The sequence below is a fragment of the Spiroplasma endosymbiont of Aleiodes alternator genome (assembly GCF_964031135.1).
GTDB lineage: Bacteria > Bacillota_I > Bacilli_A > Mycoplasmatales > VBWQ01 > Spiroplasma_E.
This window is the reverse complement of the sequence record NZ_OZ035008.1, coordinates 694,279-711,329: the sequence shown is the minus strand read 5'-3', so window position 1 is coordinate 711,329 and position 17,051 is coordinate 694,279. Positions and strand designations below refer to the sequence as shown.

At 23.1% G+C, this 17,051-nt stretch carries 17 protein-coding genes and 1 pseudogene; 14 read left to right on the top strand and 4 right to left on the bottom strand.

The window, feature by feature from the left end; translation table 4 throughout:
* The 4 genes from ACQH20_RS04190 to ACQH20_RS04175 all read left to right on the top strand — a co-directional run bounded on the left by ACQH20_RS04190 (position 1) and on the right by ACQH20_RS04175 (position 7,225).
* On the top strand, positions 1–3,567 hold the full coding sequence (locus tag ACQH20_RS04190; RefSeq protein WP_425376623.1) for an ABC transporter permease: 3,567 nt from the start codon (positions 1–3) through the stop codon (positions 3,565–3,567).
* Between the two features lie 117 nt (positions 3,568–3,684).
* Complete coding sequence (locus ACQH20_RS04185; RefSeq protein WP_425376622.1) at positions 3,685–3,927, top strand: hypothetical protein; 243 nt, start codon at positions 3,685–3,687, stop codon at positions 3,925–3,927.
* A gap of 17 nt (positions 3,928–3,944) precedes the next feature.
* Positions 3,945–5,420, top strand: coding sequence for an ABC transporter permease (locus tag ACQH20_RS04180; protein ID WP_425376621.1), 1,476 nt, complete (start codon positions 3,945–3,947; stop codon positions 5,418–5,420).
* A gap of 101 nt (positions 5,421–5,521) precedes the next feature.
* Positions 5,522–7,225 carry an FtsX-like permease family protein gene (locus ACQH20_RS04175; protein WP_425376620.1) on the top strand — a complete coding sequence of 568 codons (1,704 nt, stop codon included), beginning with the start codon at positions 5,522–5,524 and terminating at the stop codon, positions 7,223–7,225.
* Positions 7,226–7,438: 213 nt separating this feature from the next.
* Here ACQH20_RS04175 and ACQH20_RS04170 read toward each other — a convergent pair.
* A pseudogene (locus tag ACQH20_RS04170) lies at positions 7,439–8,428 on the bottom strand (IS30 family transposase).
* 305 nt (positions 8,429–8,733) lie between these two features.
* Here ACQH20_RS04170 and ACQH20_RS04165 point away from each other — a divergent pair.
* From ACQH20_RS04165 to ACQH20_RS04155, 3 genes are read left to right on the top strand one after another with little or no spacing between them, the layout of a single operon-like run.
* Complete coding sequence (locus tag ACQH20_RS04165; RefSeq protein WP_425376619.1) at positions 8,734–9,006, top strand: hypothetical protein; 273 nt, start codon at positions 8,734–8,736, stop codon at positions 9,004–9,006.
* A 23-nt stretch (positions 9,007–9,029) separates the two neighbouring features.
* Positions 9,030–10,688, top strand: coding sequence for a DAK2 domain-containing protein (locus tag ACQH20_RS04160; protein WP_425376618.1), 1,659 nt, complete (start codon positions 9,030–9,032; stop codon positions 10,686–10,688).
* 53 nt (positions 10,689–10,741) lie between these two features.
* Positions 10,742–11,557, top strand: coding sequence for a hypothetical protein (locus ACQH20_RS04155; RefSeq protein WP_425376617.1), 816 nt, complete (start codon positions 10,742–10,744; stop codon positions 11,555–11,557).
* On the opposite strand, the gene ACQH20_RS04150 is transcribed toward ACQH20_RS04155, so the two are convergent.
* Positions 11,497–11,649, bottom strand: coding sequence for a hypothetical protein (locus tag ACQH20_RS04150; protein ID WP_425376616.1), 153 nt, complete (start codon positions 11,647–11,649; stop codon positions 11,497–11,499). The genes ACQH20_RS04155 and ACQH20_RS04150 overlap by 61 nt on opposite strands.
* Before the next feature lie 6 nt (positions 11,650–11,655).
* Between ACQH20_RS04150 and ACQH20_RS04145 the strand changes: the two genes are divergently transcribed.
* The 7 genes from ACQH20_RS04145 (at position 11,656) to ACQH20_RS04115 (ending at position 16,274) form a co-directional block, all read left to right on the top strand.
* Positions 11,656–11,877: a helix-turn-helix domain-containing protein gene (locus ACQH20_RS04145; protein ID WP_425376615.1), complete on the top strand. Its 222-nt coding sequence runs from the start codon at positions 11,656–11,658 to the stop codon at positions 11,875–11,877.
* Positions 11,819–12,877 carry an IS3 family transposase gene (locus tag ACQH20_RS04140; RefSeq protein WP_425376614.1) on the top strand — a complete coding sequence of 353 codons (1,059 nt, stop codon included), beginning with the start codon at positions 11,819–11,821 and terminating at the stop codon, positions 12,875–12,877. The genes ACQH20_RS04145 and ACQH20_RS04140 overlap by 59 nt, the downstream gene beginning before the upstream one ends.
* Before the next feature lie 395 nt (positions 12,878–13,272).
* The gene (locus tag ACQH20_RS04135; RefSeq protein ID WP_425376613.1) at positions 13,273–13,521 is read left to right on the top strand and encodes a hypothetical protein; all 249 of its coding nucleotides are present in this window, start codon (positions 13,273–13,275) and stop codon (positions 13,519–13,521) included.
* A 182-nt stretch (positions 13,522–13,703) separates the two neighbouring features.
* Complete coding sequence (argF, locus tag ACQH20_RS04130) at positions 13,704–14,708, top strand: ornithine carbamoyltransferase (RefSeq protein WP_339039716.1); 1,005 nt, start codon at positions 13,704–13,706, stop codon at positions 14,706–14,708.
* A 205-nt stretch (positions 14,709–14,913) separates the two neighbouring features.
* The gene (locus ACQH20_RS04125) at positions 14,914–15,099 is read left to right on the top strand and encodes a hypothetical protein (RefSeq protein ID WP_425376612.1); all 186 of its coding nucleotides are present in this window, start codon (positions 14,914–14,916) and stop codon (positions 15,097–15,099) included.
* 36 nt (positions 15,100–15,135) lie between these two features.
* Positions 15,136–15,573: a hypothetical protein gene (locus ACQH20_RS04120; RefSeq protein WP_425376611.1), complete on the top strand. Its 438-nt coding sequence runs from the start codon at positions 15,136–15,138 to the stop codon at positions 15,571–15,573.
* A 149-nt stretch (positions 15,574–15,722) separates the two neighbouring features.
* A complete protein-coding gene (locus ACQH20_RS04115) occupies positions 15,723–16,274 on the top strand; it encodes a hypothetical protein (RefSeq protein ID WP_425376610.1) in 552 nt (183 codons plus the stop codon).
* A gap of 18 nt (positions 16,275–16,292) precedes the next feature.
* Here ACQH20_RS04115 and ACQH20_RS04110 read toward each other — a convergent pair whose 3' ends face one another.
* Both ACQH20_RS04110 and ACQH20_RS04105 read right to left on the bottom strand, forming a co-directional pair.
* Positions 16,293–16,442, bottom strand: coding sequence for a hypothetical protein (locus tag ACQH20_RS04110; RefSeq protein ID WP_425376609.1), 150 nt, complete (start codon positions 16,440–16,442; stop codon positions 16,293–16,295).
* A gap of 436 nt (positions 16,443–16,878) precedes the next feature.
* A complete protein-coding gene (locus ACQH20_RS04105) occupies positions 16,879–17,007 on the bottom strand; it encodes a hypothetical protein (RefSeq protein WP_425376608.1) in 129 nt (42 codons plus the stop codon).
* Between the last annotated feature and the right edge of the window lie 44 nt (positions 17,008–17,051).

Here is a 17,051-nt window from a genome sequence, read left to right as displayed (position 1 = left end):
ATGTTTAAATTATTACGTAATTATATTCGTGAACAAAAAAACAATTTATTACAAATGTTTGGTTTAGGTTTTTTAGTAATGATTATGATTATTGCCTTTTTATCATTAAATTTTTCTAATAATTATTTATTTGAACAATATGTTAACGATATTGCTCATAATGAATTTAATCAATATACATTTTTTTCACCAGTAGAATATGTTAATTTTGATGGAAAATATAATGAAAAAGATAAAGCTGGTTCTTATTTAAATAATATTAATTATTATCAAAAAGATAATACTATTGATAAAGAAAAGATGGCAAAAGCTACTTTTCAGTTAACAATACCAGATGCTACTAGACCTGATATATATCGTTTTACTTTTCATGGTGGGGACGCTAGTAGTAAAGAATATTTTGCTATTGGTGATAGTCTTTTTAATGATACTAGCCATAATTATATTGATTTTAAAATTAATATTCCTATTAATTATCCATCTTATGATACTCATAAAGCAACGATAGAACAATATGCTAATATGATTAATCAATATCTATATGATCCATTACATCCAGAAAATGCAACAAATTTTATGATTACTAGTGAAGCTGCTTTACAGTTTTATAACGATAATTTTAAGGGACAATTGTCATATGCTAATCGAAACTATAGTGAAATAGATATTAAAAATGAAGCTAAGTTATATGAAATAATGTCAATGGGAATGTTATATAAAGATATTGAATGACAACATGCTGTTATGGTCCGTGATTTATTAATTACTAGTAAAAATTTTACTTTTATTGAAACAGGACCCGAATATATTGTTAATAAAGCAATTATTGTCAAAGATGGTGGCCCAAGTTTAACAGAAAAACCATTACAAGATAATGAAATTTTAATTTACAAACATTTTGCTGAACTAAATAATTTACATATTGGTCAAAATTATGTAATTGCTGGACAAACGTTTATTATTCGTGGTTATGCTACAAGCTCATTAGCAGCATTTGTTGGTCGTTATTTTGGTAATTCACTTGATTTAAAAAATAATACTGTCGCTTTTACTAATGGTAATACGATGCGCAAAGTTGAATCCGATTTAAAGACATTTAGCAGTAATATTGATGATTTTTTTTTAGGTATTAATCCTGATTTGGCTAAAAATATTGATTCACAAATAAACAATACACAAATAAACAATGAATGAATTTATAATTATCTTCATGCAACTTATAAAACACCTACTGATATAGCAAGTACAAAATATTATAATAATGGTATTGATTATAATAAAATAGTTTCACCTTTAAATATCAATAATCTTAGATTTTATACTAGTATGCAAGAATGATTTTTTAGTTCCATTAATAATAGAATTAATGTTATTGAAGAGATTTCTAGTTTATTTTTAATTTTGATTTTTATTGTGACTACTATTATTATTTTTATTATTACTTTTAAAATGATTGATCGTAATAAAAAATTAATTGGAATTTTAAAAGCAACAGGATATAAAAGTTGACAGTTAAGTATATCATTAGTAATTTCAATTATTGCTCCTTTAATTATTTTTGCTATTATTGGTGTTTTAATTTCGATTCCAGTTGCGCATTATTTAATTTATATTACTAATATTAGTACTGTTGCCTTAATTAGTTATGGTTGGTACTTTAATATTGTTACCGCTATTTTATTACTTGTTATTCCAATCATTAGTTTAACTTTCATTAGTTTTTTAATGGTATTATTCTTATTAAGAAGTAAACCCTTAGATTTAATTACTAATAATATTTCAAAACAAAAATATAAAATAAATATTAGTTCAACTTTTACTTTTATTGCAAGATATGTGATTGGTAGATTTAGTTATCGTAATAAGTTGGCCGTTACTACTTCACTACGTAGTTTTGGTAAAACATTAATTATGTGTTTTACTAGTATTTTTGCTGCAACATTAGTATTCTTTGCGGTTGCTGCTAGTGGTTTAGTTAATAATATGTTAGGTTCACAATTTGCGGGAACTAATTTTAATTATCAAAATGGTTATCAATTTGATGATAATATTAAAACTAACTTTATTAATAACGAAAATAAATTAATGTATCAATTTAATAGTGTTGATAATATTAAAAGCAAAATTTCATTATATCCAGAATTATTAGCGGCAATTAAACGATTTGATCCTCTTAATCCTAATAAATCAATTATGATTAATGTTCAAAATCGTTATATTATGGGTAGTGAATTATTAAAAATAAAACAGTGAATTGCTGCTAATCCATCAAAGATTCCACCAATAGTTAAGGATTTCTTAGAAAAAAATAAAATATTATTTAATTATTTAACCAATAATAACGGTAAAAACAATACTGATTTAATGATAAGTTTTGGTTTAATTCCTTATGATGAACAGCATGAAGTACCATACACACAATTAGAACTTGATAAGACTAATCTGTTACTTCCTAATCAGCGTGGTGCTGTTTTTGATAATGATACACAAACCTTATCAAAAGAATCTTTTAAAAATTGAAGTGCACCAAGAACTGCTTATGGTATTGATGATAGTTTAAGTGATTTTTTATCTCTAAATTTTAGTATAAGTGATTTCTCTACTTTTAATAAATTAAATTTAGCTGATATGGAAGTTTCTAATAATTGGCAAGATAAACAATTTATTAATATTCGTAATCATTTAATTCAAAAATTAGGAATTAAAAATCCAGATAGTAGTGCTGTTCAATTTATTCCAATGGCTACTTCTGCTTTACCTTCGGTTGCCAATGTTTATAATGGTGGAGAACAACTTAATAATAGTGTTATTTATAGGTATAAAGGATTAGATAATCAAATAAAATATATAATTGGTATTGCTTATGATTATATTAATAAATTAGATCCAAAAATAATAGTAATGCCTAAACTTTGGCTTAATGATATTTTGTTTGGTAGTAAAAGTGATTTATTAGAAAATAATTTTGCTAATAGTAAATTAAGCAAATTTACTGATAATGAGTTTAAACATTACTTACCAATTATTAGCAATAAAAATGATTATAATATTGATTTAGCACAAATTTCACACTCAGGATATTTGGAAAGTAAAGGTATTAGTACTTCATTATCATCAATGTATGATATTAGCAATTTACGTAGTATTATGAAGAATAATCAATATAGTTTACAAATAATCATTTCATTTTTTGGTATTTTTAGTGTTATATTATCATTAATCATTATTGTTATTGTTACTAATATTAGTGTTCGTGATAATTTAATATTAATTAATATTTTACGAAGTTTAGGTTATACTGCATTAGAAGTTTCTTATAATTTCTTTCTGGTAATAATACCGGCATTGGTAATGAGTAGTTTGGTTGCTGTTTTTATTGTTCCTTCTTTAGTAATGGTACTTTCTAATTTATTAGCAACTTTTGCAAAAATCGCATTTCCTATTGTTTTTCGTTGATGATATTTTGCATTGATGATTAGTATAAATATTTTAATTTATTTAGTCTCATACATTATTACTTGAAAGTTAAACGTTAATAATAAACAATTAATGACATTAACTAAATAATATATAATCTGGTTTGCTGCTATTAAATAAAAAATTACACATTAAAATGTTTTAATTTTAAAAAATATTTTTAAATTGATAAAATTAATTTGAAGTATCAACTGAGGTTAGTGGAATATGGTAAAAATATTTTTTAATTATTTGCGTGAACAAAGAAAAAATATTATTCAAGTTTTAGGGTTAGGCTTTTTAGTTATGATTATGATTATAACTTTTTTAAGCATTCAATTTTCTGATCAATATGTAGAAAATCAATATTTAAATGATATTAGTCAAAATACTAATTTTCAAGAATTAAATGAATTACCAATTGAAAAAATAGTTTTGAAAAAGAATATAATTATTATAAAACACATTTAGGATTATGATTGGAAAATATGTCATATTATAAACAAGATGATAGTATTGATACTTTTAAATTAAATCATGCAACTTTTCAAATTGCTTTAGTTAATGCTAATACCGATACTTATCGTTTTATTTTTAATGGTAGTAGTGATTTAAGTGATTCTCATGCTAATAATTATTTACAAATTGGAAATAATATATCTACTAAATATCATCATGATTATGTTGATTTTAAACTATTAGTTCCTAATAATTATCATCAAGGTTATAACTCTTCTGAAGAATATAAAAATGCAATGCTTAATTTAATTAATAGTTATGTTTATGATGGAAAGACAAATATTAATCAAGTAAACTATTTTATTTTAAATGATAAAGCATTAAAAATTTATCAAGATGAAATTTATCATAAAATATCATACGCTAATCATGAATATAATAAAATTGATATTTCTTTGCAATCACAACTATATTTTTTAATTATTAATGGCATGTTATTTCAAAATATTGAATGAAATCAATATACTTTAGTTAATGATTTATTAATGACCGGTAAATCTTTTCTTTTTACACAAACAGTTCCTAAAAATATTATTGATCCACCAATTTTAGTAGGTAATTATAAACAAAGTTTGGAAGAGTTACCATTACAAGATAATGAAATTTTAATTTATGAACAATTTGCTAATAATAATAATAATTTAAAAATTGGTGATAAGTACAATATTGTTAATCGTACTTTTACTGTTAGAGGATTTGTTACTAGTCGAAATAGTGCTTTTATTGTCAATAATATTAGTGGATTGATGGATCCAAAAAATAAAACTGTTGCTTTTGTTAATAGTAATACAATGGTTAACATCAATAATGATTTTAAGGGTTTTATTGATAAAAATAAACAAAAAAATAGTTTTAATCCCGTTTATCCTGAACGTAGTTTAAATCCATGATTATATAATATATTACATAATCAATTAGCATATGGTCATCATTATCAAAATCTTACTAATGGTATAAATTTTGCTAATGTTGCTAGTATTTTAACAAATGATGATTATTTTTGAAGACCTTATAATGAAAATGCTATTTTTTTCTTAAATGAACGAATTAATTTAACACAAAATGTTGGTATAATATTTTTAACATTAATTTTTACTGTCACTAGTGTTATTATTTTAATGGTAGTATGAAAGATGATTCATCATAATCATAAATTAATTGGAATTTTAAAAGCATTGGGTTATAAAAATTGACAATTAACAATTTCTTTAGTTTTAGCTATTATTTGACCTTTATTTATTTTTGCTATTATTGGTGTTTTAATATCAGTATTTATTAGTCATATTCTTATTAATAGTCATAACTTATATTTAGCGCTAATTAACTATGGATGATATATAAATGTGCATATGACAATTATTGTGGTAACTGTTCCTTTATTGTTATTAGTAATTATTAGTTTTTTTATAGTTTATTTATTTTTACAAAAAAACCACTTGACTTAATTAGTAGTAAAAATTTTAAAAAATATCATCATTTAAATATTAGCAAAATTTTTAATTTTATTAGTGTTAAAGTTATTGGCGATATTAGTTATCATAATAAATTGGCAATAACTATTAGCATGCGTAGTTTTGGTAAATTAGTTATCATTAGTATAGTTAGTATTTTTGCTGCCACATTGATGCTATTTTCAATTGCAGCTAGTGGTTTAGTTAATGATATGTTATCATTACAATTTGAAGGGATTAATTTTAATTATTTAAATAGTTATCATTATGAAGACATTGAAAATAATTTTATTAATAATAACAAGCAGTTGCTTTATAACATTGCTCCAGTTTCACAAATAGAATCAGGAGTATCACTTAAACAAGATTTACAAGATGCTATTGATTCATATTTAATAAATCCTAATAATCCAGCCCCCGTTATTCGCGATTTACGTAATAAATATATTTTGGGTAGCGATTTATTAAAGATGCGTAAAAATTTTGAAAAATCGACAACATGAAATTTATTACCACAAACATTTAAAAAACAGTGAGCAAAACAAATAAATATTATTAATTATTTAACAAATGAAAGTGGTAATAATAATGATTTATTAATTAGTTTTGGTATTATTCCTTATCAGGAACAAAATGAGTTACCTTTTATTAAATTGAATATTGAAGATTCTTATGATTTGGATTTTAGTCATAACAATGCTATTGGTAATACTTATGATAGTGTAACTCAAACTTTTAATGATTCATGCTTTAGCAATGAAGTTACAATAAGACAAACTATCTATGGTATTAATGCAAATAGTAATAATTTTATTAAACCTAATTTAATTAATAGTAAATTTAAAAAATTTATTAATATGAACAATGATACAATGAACACTTCTGATTTTTGATTAGATAAAGAATTTACTAAAAATGTTAACAATGTAAAAAAACAATTACATATTACTAGTACTAATGCTCCAAATGTTACCTTTTTACCAATTGCAGCATCTAATGCCCCAGCATCCAATACTAGTACTGGTAATGGTAACAATATTGGTAAAGCAATTTTATATCCATATTTTGATTTTAATGGTAATAAAAAATATTTAATTGGTATTATTTATGATGGCTTTAGGAATTTAGGAATGTCAACATTATTAGTATCACAATCACTTTTAAATAGTGCTATTAATGAAAATACAGGATTATTAATTAATAATGCCAAAATGAGTAAATTTAATGATAATGAGTTACGACATTACTTAACTTTTATTAATACTGAAAATAATTATAATCTTGATTTAACTAAAATTTTGAATACTGACTACATTAGTTCTAGTGGTTTTATTAGTTCTTTGAGTGGTATTGTTCCAATTGGTAATGAAAAAGCAGCATTGGAAAATAATGAAATAAGTATTCAATTACTTATTGGTTTTTTTGCAATTTGTAGTATTATATTATCATTTATGATTATGACTTTGGTTACTAATATTTTAGTTCGTGATAATTGAATATTGATTAATATTTTAAAAGTATTGGGATATAATACTATGGAAGTATCGTACAATTTTATTATAATTATTGTCCCTTTAATTTTAATTTTCTCAGTTTTTAGTGTTTTTATTAGTCCAATATTAATTAATATATTAGCACAACAGTTAATTACTTTTAGTCATGTTATTTATCCAATTATTTTTCGTTGATGATATTTTTTATTAGCTTTTGCTATTAATATTATTGTTTATATTAGTGCTTATATTATTACTTGATTATTAAATTTTAGAAAATATAAGTTATGAGCATTTATGGAGTAAAGATATTAGTTAATAAAAATTTTATTCCAGTAAAAATTTAAAAAAGGAAGTTTATTATGTTTTTAATTGATTTTCACTTAGAAAGGCATATAATGAATTTATAATGTTTTTAAACCCATTGTTTTAATTTTAAAGCAAATTGGTTTTTTATGTTAAAAAGGAGATGAACTTATGGAACAGCAAGAAAGTAAAACACAAACATCTAGCAATGAGTTAAAACCTGAATTGTAAATATAAATGGGACAAATGGGACAGTTTTTTAAATAATTGTATTAAGTCTATTGGGCTTTTATAAGATAGTGATTTTCTCGGTGTAGAATTAATTTGAAATGCTATAGCATTTAAGTCTTTTTGTTTATATAAAGATAGATCTGTAGATTTTGGTAAATATCTTCTTAAAATACCATTATTATTTTCATTTAAACCTCTTTGACAAGGTTTGCCAGGATCTGCAAAATAAATCTTAACATTGCAAATTTTTTCGATTAATTTTCATTTATTAAATTCTTTACCACGATCAAAAGTAATAGTTTTAACTGTTCCTTTTTATAACTTTGAAATAAATTTTATTATACTTTTTGTAATATTTTCTGCTTTATGATTTTTAGAAACTAAAGGAATTGTGGTTTTTGATCATATATCAGCTAAAGTAATAATAGAACTTTTATGATCTTTACCAATGATAGTATCACCCTCTAAATGACCAAATTCTTGTATATTTTTAATATTAGGAATGATTAAATTTCTTTCATGAATAGATTTACAATTATTAATTCGTCCTCTAGTTTCTTTTCGTTTATGAGGTTTATTTTTTCCTTTTCTCAATAAGTTATTTTCATCAAAACCCATTCGATTTGTTTTAAACATGTTATATAAAGTTTTTGTTGAAATACTTTTTATTTTATTTTCCTTTAAAAAATTAGCAATTATATCAAGCGCATAATTTTTAGTAATTAACAAATAATTAATAGTATTAATTTCTGTTAAAGTAAAAATTATTAATTTTCTACCTGCATTTTGCTTCTTTTTTTGAATTTGATTCAATATTTCTAATGGTAATAAGTTTTGATTTAATAATCTGCAAACTCTATGTACAGTTGATTTACTATAATCAACAGCTTTTGCTATTTTACGAATTGAAAATTCATAACTTTTATATTCTTTTATTGCTATTATTGATTCAATAGTCAGATACTTATACATTGTGCTAATTCCTTTCTTTTCTTAATTATAGAATTAACACAATTTAATTTTTATATAAATGTCCTTTTTAATTTTACAATTCAGGTTTAATAATTAGGTAGTTTAGTTTTTCTTAATTATGTTTTTATATAGAAAAAACCATTATCAATATATAATATCTTTATCTTTAAGATTATTATTGTCTTGATATATTATATTGGGTATAATATAAAAGACTATAAAAATTATAAGAGATTTTATTTTATATAAATTTAATTTATTATTAATATAATAGGGGTGATTATGTGGAGAAAGATAAAGATATTATGAACATTATTAAAAAAGCATTATCAGAAAGTATTTTATCTGTACCAGGTGTTGCCAATATTTATGAAAAAGATAATAATTATGGAATTAAAGTTAACAAGTCTGATTTAGGTTGAATTATTGATATTAATATAGTTTGTTTTTTTAATAATAATATTTGAAATATTATGAATCAAACTCAGAAAAATTTAAAATATATTGTTGAAAAGATTATTAAACATCAAGACTATATAGTACTTAACATTTTTGTTCATGATTTAATTGAAGAATAAAAGAAAATATAAGGTGAAATTAAATGAAAAAAATTGATATTAAAACCTTAAAAATTATGCTTATTAGCGGTGCTAATAATCTTTATAATCATCATTTTGAAGTTGATAAATTAAATGTTTTCCCAGTACCTGATGGTGATACTGGAACAAATATGAATTTAACAATGATGAATGGTATAAAAGAATTAAATGGCAAAGAATATGATAGTTTAAAAACATTTGCTACTACTTTTTCTCGTGGTTTAATGATGGGTGCGCGTGGTAATTCTGGAGTTATTTTATCTCAAATTTTTCGTGGTTTTTTTCAAACTATAAAAACAAAAGATTTAAAAAATGATTTCATTAGTAATGAGGATTTATTAAAATCTTGAAAAAGTGCGCAAGATTATGCATATTGTGCAGTTATGAAACCAGTAGAAGGTACTATTCTTACTATTATTAAAGATGGTACTAATTATATTAATGAATTAGAAATAACAGGCAAAGATTCGCTTTATATTTTTGAAAAATTACTAGAAGGAATGAAAGAATCATTAAAAAGAACACCTGATTTATTGCCAATTTTAAAAAAAGTAGGAGTTGTTGATTCGGGTGGTGCTGGTTTAGTTTATATTGTTGAAGGTATGGTGTATGGTTTAAAGCACGGTAAAGCTATTTCACCAAAGAAAAAATTAGAACAACAAGATACAGCAAAATTAGAAATGGTTTTAGATCAAGAAAACTTTGGTTATTGTTCAGAAGTTATTGTAAAACTAAATAAAGTTAGTAAGTTAGATTTTAATTTAAGCAAAACACGAACTGATTTAGAAACAATGGATGGTCAATCAATAGTTTTAGTAGATGATGAAGATTTAATCAAAGTTCATGTTCATACTTTAAAACCGGGTCAAATTTTAAATTATTTTCAGAAATTTGGTGAAATTTTAAAAGTAAAAATTGAAAATATGACCGAACAGGCAAAAGCACATACACAAACTATTAAACCAATTCGTAAATTAAATAATAAATTTGCTTTAATTGCTGCTGTTCCTGGTAGAGGAATTGAAACCTTTTTTAGAGATGAATTAAAGGTTAACAATATTATTATGTATTCAAAAAGAATTAATCCATCAACAGATGACTTTTTAAAGGCAATTGAAATTGTCGATGCAAAAAATGTCTTTATTTTGCCAAATGATAGTAATTTATTTTTAGCAGCAGAACAAGCAAAAAAATTAGAAAAAAAATCAAAAGTTTTTGTATTACCTGCTAAAAATATTGCTCAAGGTATGCGTGCCGCTTTAAATTTCAATCCTGAATTAAGTGCAAAAGAAAATAATAAAAATATGTGAAGTGAAATTAAATATGCTGCTTTTGGTTATGTAACAGTTGCTGATCGTGATGTTGAAATAGATGGTATTAAAATTGGAAAAAAACACTTTTTTTCTGCTGTTAGTTTTCGTAATAAAGATGGTAAAGAAAAAATTATTGCTTCAAATGAAAATTTATTTAATGTAATTAAAGTATTGTTTACTAAATTAATTTGAGATGGTGCAGAAATAATTACTATTTTTAAAGGTAAAGGTTATTCAAAAGATCAAATTAATTTTATGAAAAAAATTTTAGATGAAGATTATGATATTGAATATGAAATTGTTGATGGTGATCAAGAAGTTTATAACTTTCTTTTCGTGGTGGAATAATACTATGTTATAATATTGTAGACTCTATTCAAATAGTTAGAAAGGAGAAAATTATGACTAATTTATTATTATCCTCAGTTAATCCAAATGATCCAAAGACTTGATCAACTAGTTTAATTGTTTTAGCAAGCTTAGTAGCTATTGTTGGTGTAATTTTGTTTGTTGTTACTATGATTTGATTTTTCACTTGAATTAAGTATTCTTGATTCCATCGTGAAAATAGTGCTAATTTAACTGGTGGCGAGTTATCTCAAAAATATTTAAAAACATACGGTATTAATGCAAAAAGAATAAAATTTAAGGGATTTGGTAATATTAATAGTATTACTGTTGAACCTAGGTTTTTTTATTTAAGGCCATATTTATTTAATAATGGTAATTTTATTTTAAGACTATTACCATGAACTTATCACCGTCGTTCTATTTATACTTTAGCAATGGCAATGGAAAGTACTTGGGCAGTAAGTAGTTCAAATAGTAGTCGTTTTAATACTTTTTGATGAGATTTTTCTCGTAAAATAACATTATTTTTTGTTTTAATTCCTTTTGCACTTGCTATTCTATTTGCTCTTTCACCTGCTAATTCTTGAATTACTTTATCAGCAGCGACCGCCAATATACTTTCAATTGTTTTATCAATTTTAGGTAGTATTTTATTAATTCTTTTTTCTTCAATGCAAATGATTTTTTATGCTAAATCAAGAAAAGAAATTTGTCAAAATCTTGTTGGTATTTTAAATGAAAAAGAAATACGTGCTATTAGTTGAATTTTCCAAATTAAGTTTATTTATTACTTGATTCGTATGATTTATGAAATATTACAACTTATTTTACGTATTGTGATGTACACACAGCAAAATGAGAAATAATAAAAATTTGTACCTAAATTATGAACATCTAGAATAAAGTAGACACAGAATTGTAACCTTTGTGTTAAAAATACTTTAAGGAAGGTGTTCATTTTTTTATGGCTAAATGACTATCAAAAGAAGAAAAGTTAAAAATAATAAAAATAAGTAAAATTAAAACAATTGATAAAACCGCATTAGAGTATGGTATTGGTCGATCATCAATAAAAGAATGAATTAAAGCATATAAATTATTAGGTGAAAAAGGTTTAGAATATGGCAATGGAATTCGTGCTAAAAAAAACCAAAAGAACAGGTCGACCCAAATCTTTAAATTTTAATGAAATGACAAAACAAGAATTAATTGAATATATTGAGGCAATGAACGATATAAAAAAGTATTTAGAAAAATCGACAAAAAAGAAGAAATATTTTGTGATTTTCTCATTGAAGAAAAAATATCAGATTAGTTATTTATGTTGATTATTAAATGTTTCAAAATCAGGATATTATAAGTGAATTAAGAATGGAATGAATGAATTTAATAAATGAGATACATTTTTAGCTAATATAATTAAAAATATTTTTTATGAATTTCAAGAAATTTATGGTTATAAAATGATAACTTTATGAATTAACAAAATTTATAATTTAAAATTAAAATTTCATATTGTATATAGATATATGAAAAATATGAGTTTAAAAGCTAAGGTTCGCATAAAAAAATTTGATTATAGAACTAAATCAGGAAGTTTAAGATATGATAATTTATTAAAACGTGATTTTTCAACTACTAATTTAAATGAAAAATTAGGTACTGATATAACTTATTTATTAACTAATGGTAAAACATATTATTTATCAATTGTTAAAGATTTTCATAATAATGAAATATTAGATTATAAAATAAGTGCAAGTTTAGACATGACATTTGTTGTCCAAAACATTATCCAAGCTTGAGTTAATGCTCAAAAACCTACTTCATGAATTTTACAATCAGATCAAGGATTTCACTATACAAATCCTTCTTATAAAATTTTATGTGATGAATTAAAAATAAAAATTTCAATGTCTAGAAGAGGTAATTCCTGTGATAATGGTGCTACTGAAACTTGATTTGGAACAATGAAAACAGAATTTCTATATCAAATTCCAAGAAAAAATAGAACTATTGAATGAATACAAGACAACTTACCTAAATATATTTACTTTTATAATAATTATCGACCTCAAATAAAATTAAAAGGAATGAGTCCAATCGAATATTGATTAGCTCATTCCAAACCAACAAATAATTACTTCATACCTATAAATTTAACACTTACAAACGCTATTTTATAAAATTTAATAAAAGGTTACTTTTATTGTCCACTTTTCTTGACGAGTTCATTATAGGTACAAATTTTAAATTTAAAATTATATTAAGTTTTATTGATAAAACATTATTTTCAAAACTTTTATAAAATATTCTATTTTAGTAAGTTTTAAAGTTTTGTTTTTTTAATTTTACATTTAATTACTAAACTAATATTTTTCATTTTCATTTATTATTGTATATTTAAAATTTTATTTTGATAGTTTTAAATTTTAAATATATAATAAAATACACTTATTAATTTAATATATACATATTCATTAGTAATTTTTTGTATATTTATTGCAAAAATATAAAAAAAGGTTTTAAATGTTAACTATGAGAGAGAAAAAAGAATATTTTAAGTTAAGGAGAATACTGAATGCAAAGTAAGTCTGCTATTAATATATATTCAGAAATTAATAAATTAAAAATAGTTTTATTACTTGCTAAAATTTTTATCAGAAATGGTATTGGAGTATTTTATATTAAAAAGTTTGTTGTAATGAGTATTATCCAAAATAAAAAAATATGTTCTTACTTAATCAATCAAATTTTGAAAGAATGGAATTCTAAAAAAGAATATATTATTTCACTAGAAAAATATTTAAAACAACTTTCAGTTCAATAATTTATTAACAAAATAATTACTTGCTGTTAATAAATTTGAGTTAAAAATTAAATATAATAATACATATCCATGTTTATGAAATTACTAATTCTGAATTGTCATGTGGCCAGAGTGTTGCCCATATTGTATATTAATGTTAAATTAAATAAAGATATTAGGAACTGAAAGGAAGAAAACATATCATGGCTATTAATTTAAAAGGCAGAAATTTTATTTGTTTATTAGATTTTACTTCAGAAGAAATTTATTACTTATTAGAATTAGCTGCTACTTTAAAAATTGCAAAACAAAAAGGAATAGAAAAACAGCCATTAAAAGGCTATAGTGTTGCTTTATTATATCGAAAAGATTCATTAAGAACAAGAAGCGCGTTTGAAGTTGCTGCTTGTGATTTAGGAATGCATTCAACATATTTTGATCCAACTAGTAGTAAATTAGGAGTTAAAGAATCAATTATTGATACCGCTAAATTTCTTGGTAGAATTTATAATGGTATTCAATTTCGTGGATATAAACAAACTGATGTTGAAGAATTAGCTGAAAATGCCGGTGTTCCGATATGAAATGGCTTAACTGACTTATATCATCCAACACAAATGCTTGCTGATATTATGACAATTCAAGAGTGTAAAAAAAATAAAGATGTTAAAGGTATTAAATTTGTTTATTTTGGAGATGCTCGTTTTAATATGGCTAATAGTTATATGATTATTAGTGCAAAATTAGGAATGAATTTAGTAATCTGTACTAATAAAAATTTATGACCATATCCTCAACTATTAAAACAATGTCAAGAAATTGCTCAAGAAACGGGTGGTTCTATTATTTTAACAGAAGATTATAAAACAGCAAGTAAAGATGCTGATGTAGTTGCTACTGATGTTTGAACATCTGTATGTGAAGATAAAATTTTATTAAAACAACGAATTAAAGAATTAATGCCATATCAAGTTAATGATGAAAAAATGAAAATTGCAAAATCAGATGTTATATTTTTACATTCTTTACCAAGTTTTCATGATGGTAATACACAAATTACTCAAGATATTGTTAAACAATATGGTGGAACAGGTGAATTAGAAGTTACTGATGAAGTATTTCGATCTTCTGCATCAAAGGTATTTCAACAATCAGAAAATTGTTTACATACTATTAAAGCTGTAATGTTAGCAACTTTGAAAGGATAATATATGAGACTATATTAATAATGAAAAGAAGTTTTAATTATTTTATTATTTAATAAACTTATTTCCATTAATTAGTTTTTATTATTCTTATTTTAGAATATTAAATATATTAATTAATTGTTTAATAAAATATTAATGTTAGTTTTTATGTTAAGATATTAATAATTAATTTTATTAACTCAAATTAGAAAAATAAGAGTAAATTATGATAAGACAAGAAAGAATATCAGAAGATAGTAGACAACAATTAATATATAATTTTCAAGGATTAAATATATGAGAAAAAGTGGGTATTATTGGTAGTGGGTTTTTGCTTAGTACAATACCAGGAATTGGTATAACATATTTATGTAATGAAAATTGGGACTTTCCTAAAAACTGTGTTTTTTAAATAAATTTTAGTTGTAAAATCACTAAGTTACACAGATTGCTGGAAAGTCCCCATGTTATGCGTGGAACTTGTAGTGCTGCTCAAATTGGTGAAATGGCTGGTGTTGGTATAGCAATATATCGTGCAACAGTTCGTGTACTTTGGGGTTCAACATGAGATGTAAAAAATGGAACTAAAAGACAAATTGTTGATGTTTATACAACTAAATTAGAAATTAATAAATATTTAACAATTGATTTTGAAATTCCAGAATTTGATATTGAAAGATTTATGAAAGCACCAAAAGATATTGCAGTACAAATTGTTTCAAATTGAACAGCAAGTTTTATGAGAAATTTAGGTGAAAATTTAGAATTAATATTTTTAAATGGTATTCAAGATTATGCTATTGCTAAATCATTAGTATTACCTTTAGATTTAATTAATATGAATGCAGAACAAGCAAAAAGAGGGACTTTCCAGCAATCTGTGTAACTTAGTGATTTTACAACTAAAATTTATTTAAAAAACACAGTTTTTAGGAAAGTCCCGCAAAAGAAGCTTATTATAAAATTTAAGCAAGAAATAATAAATTAATTAAATTAGTAAATTATATTATTGTAGGAACTAATAGAGAAGATTTAATGGGAGCAACTGGAATTGATAGTAATTTAGGTTTATCAAAAGCATTTACTGTTTTAAATTATAGTCAAATTTCAGCAGATACATTAGCATATGGTAGAAGATATACAAGTTTAATTGCTGGTATGGAATTTTGAGAAAGTTTTTATTTAGAACAAGAATTTATTCATGATACTGAAAAAGCAATGCATTTAGAAAAAGATTATAGTTTAAAAAATACACATGGTTTTGTAGTTAATAGATATATGTGGGGTATGCCAATTTCATTTACTAAAATAAGACAAAAATTAGATAATGATACAGATAATATTAAAATTATTGGTAAATGTTTATTTGCTTTACCTAGTGCTATTAGAGCTAATTTAATGTATTTAATTAGACCAACTATGCCAACAGTTGAAGAAATTAAAGAAGCAAGAGCAAAAGATTTTTTAACTAATCCAAAAAATGAAAATGCCACTTATCAATCAACTTTATATGATGATATTAATAAATTAAATTTAGAAGATGTTATTTATTTATTAAGGGACTTTCCAGCAATCTGTGTAACTTAGTGATTTTACAACTAAAATTTATTTAAAAAACACAGTTTTTAGGAAAGTCCCTAAACATTCACTTGTTAATTCACCACGTACTTGGGCTTCAAGTACACTTAAAATAGCATTTTCAGTTGGATTATTACCTTTAATAAAAAATGCTTCAGGTATTTTTATTGCTCCCATAATAAAACTTCTTTCTATTTACTAATAGATTGAAAAGCTTCATTTCTAGTAATTTCAACTAAATCTTCTAATTCTTTTTGATTAGTCATTCCTTGTGTTATTGATTTATTTTTTAAATCTTGAGCAATTTTAAAATGGTCTAATGAATTATTATGTAATTGTAAAATTAAATCAGTAGGATTAATTGAATTATCTTGTTGTTTATTTTCTTGTTTAATATGTTCTGTTTTATCAATTAAAAAATCTTTATAATCTTCATTTATTTTATTAAATGCTTCTTTTTAGATAAAGATTTATAATTATCAGTACTCATTAAATTTTTAATTAAATTTACTTTTTTAGTATCTTTAATATTTGAAAATAATTGTTGCTCTTCAAAACTATTAATTTTATTTTCATATTCTTTTATTTTTGTTTGATATTCATTTATTTTTGGTTATAATTCTTTTTTAAGAAATTCATCTTTTGCTTGAGCATATACAACATTTTTTTGTTGTTTTAAAGTTTCTTGTAATTCTTCAAAAGTATAAGTTTCTTTTTTTTCTTTAACTTCAAAATTAGACATAAAAATACTCCCTTGTTAATAATCGCTTTTTTTTGATAATCCCT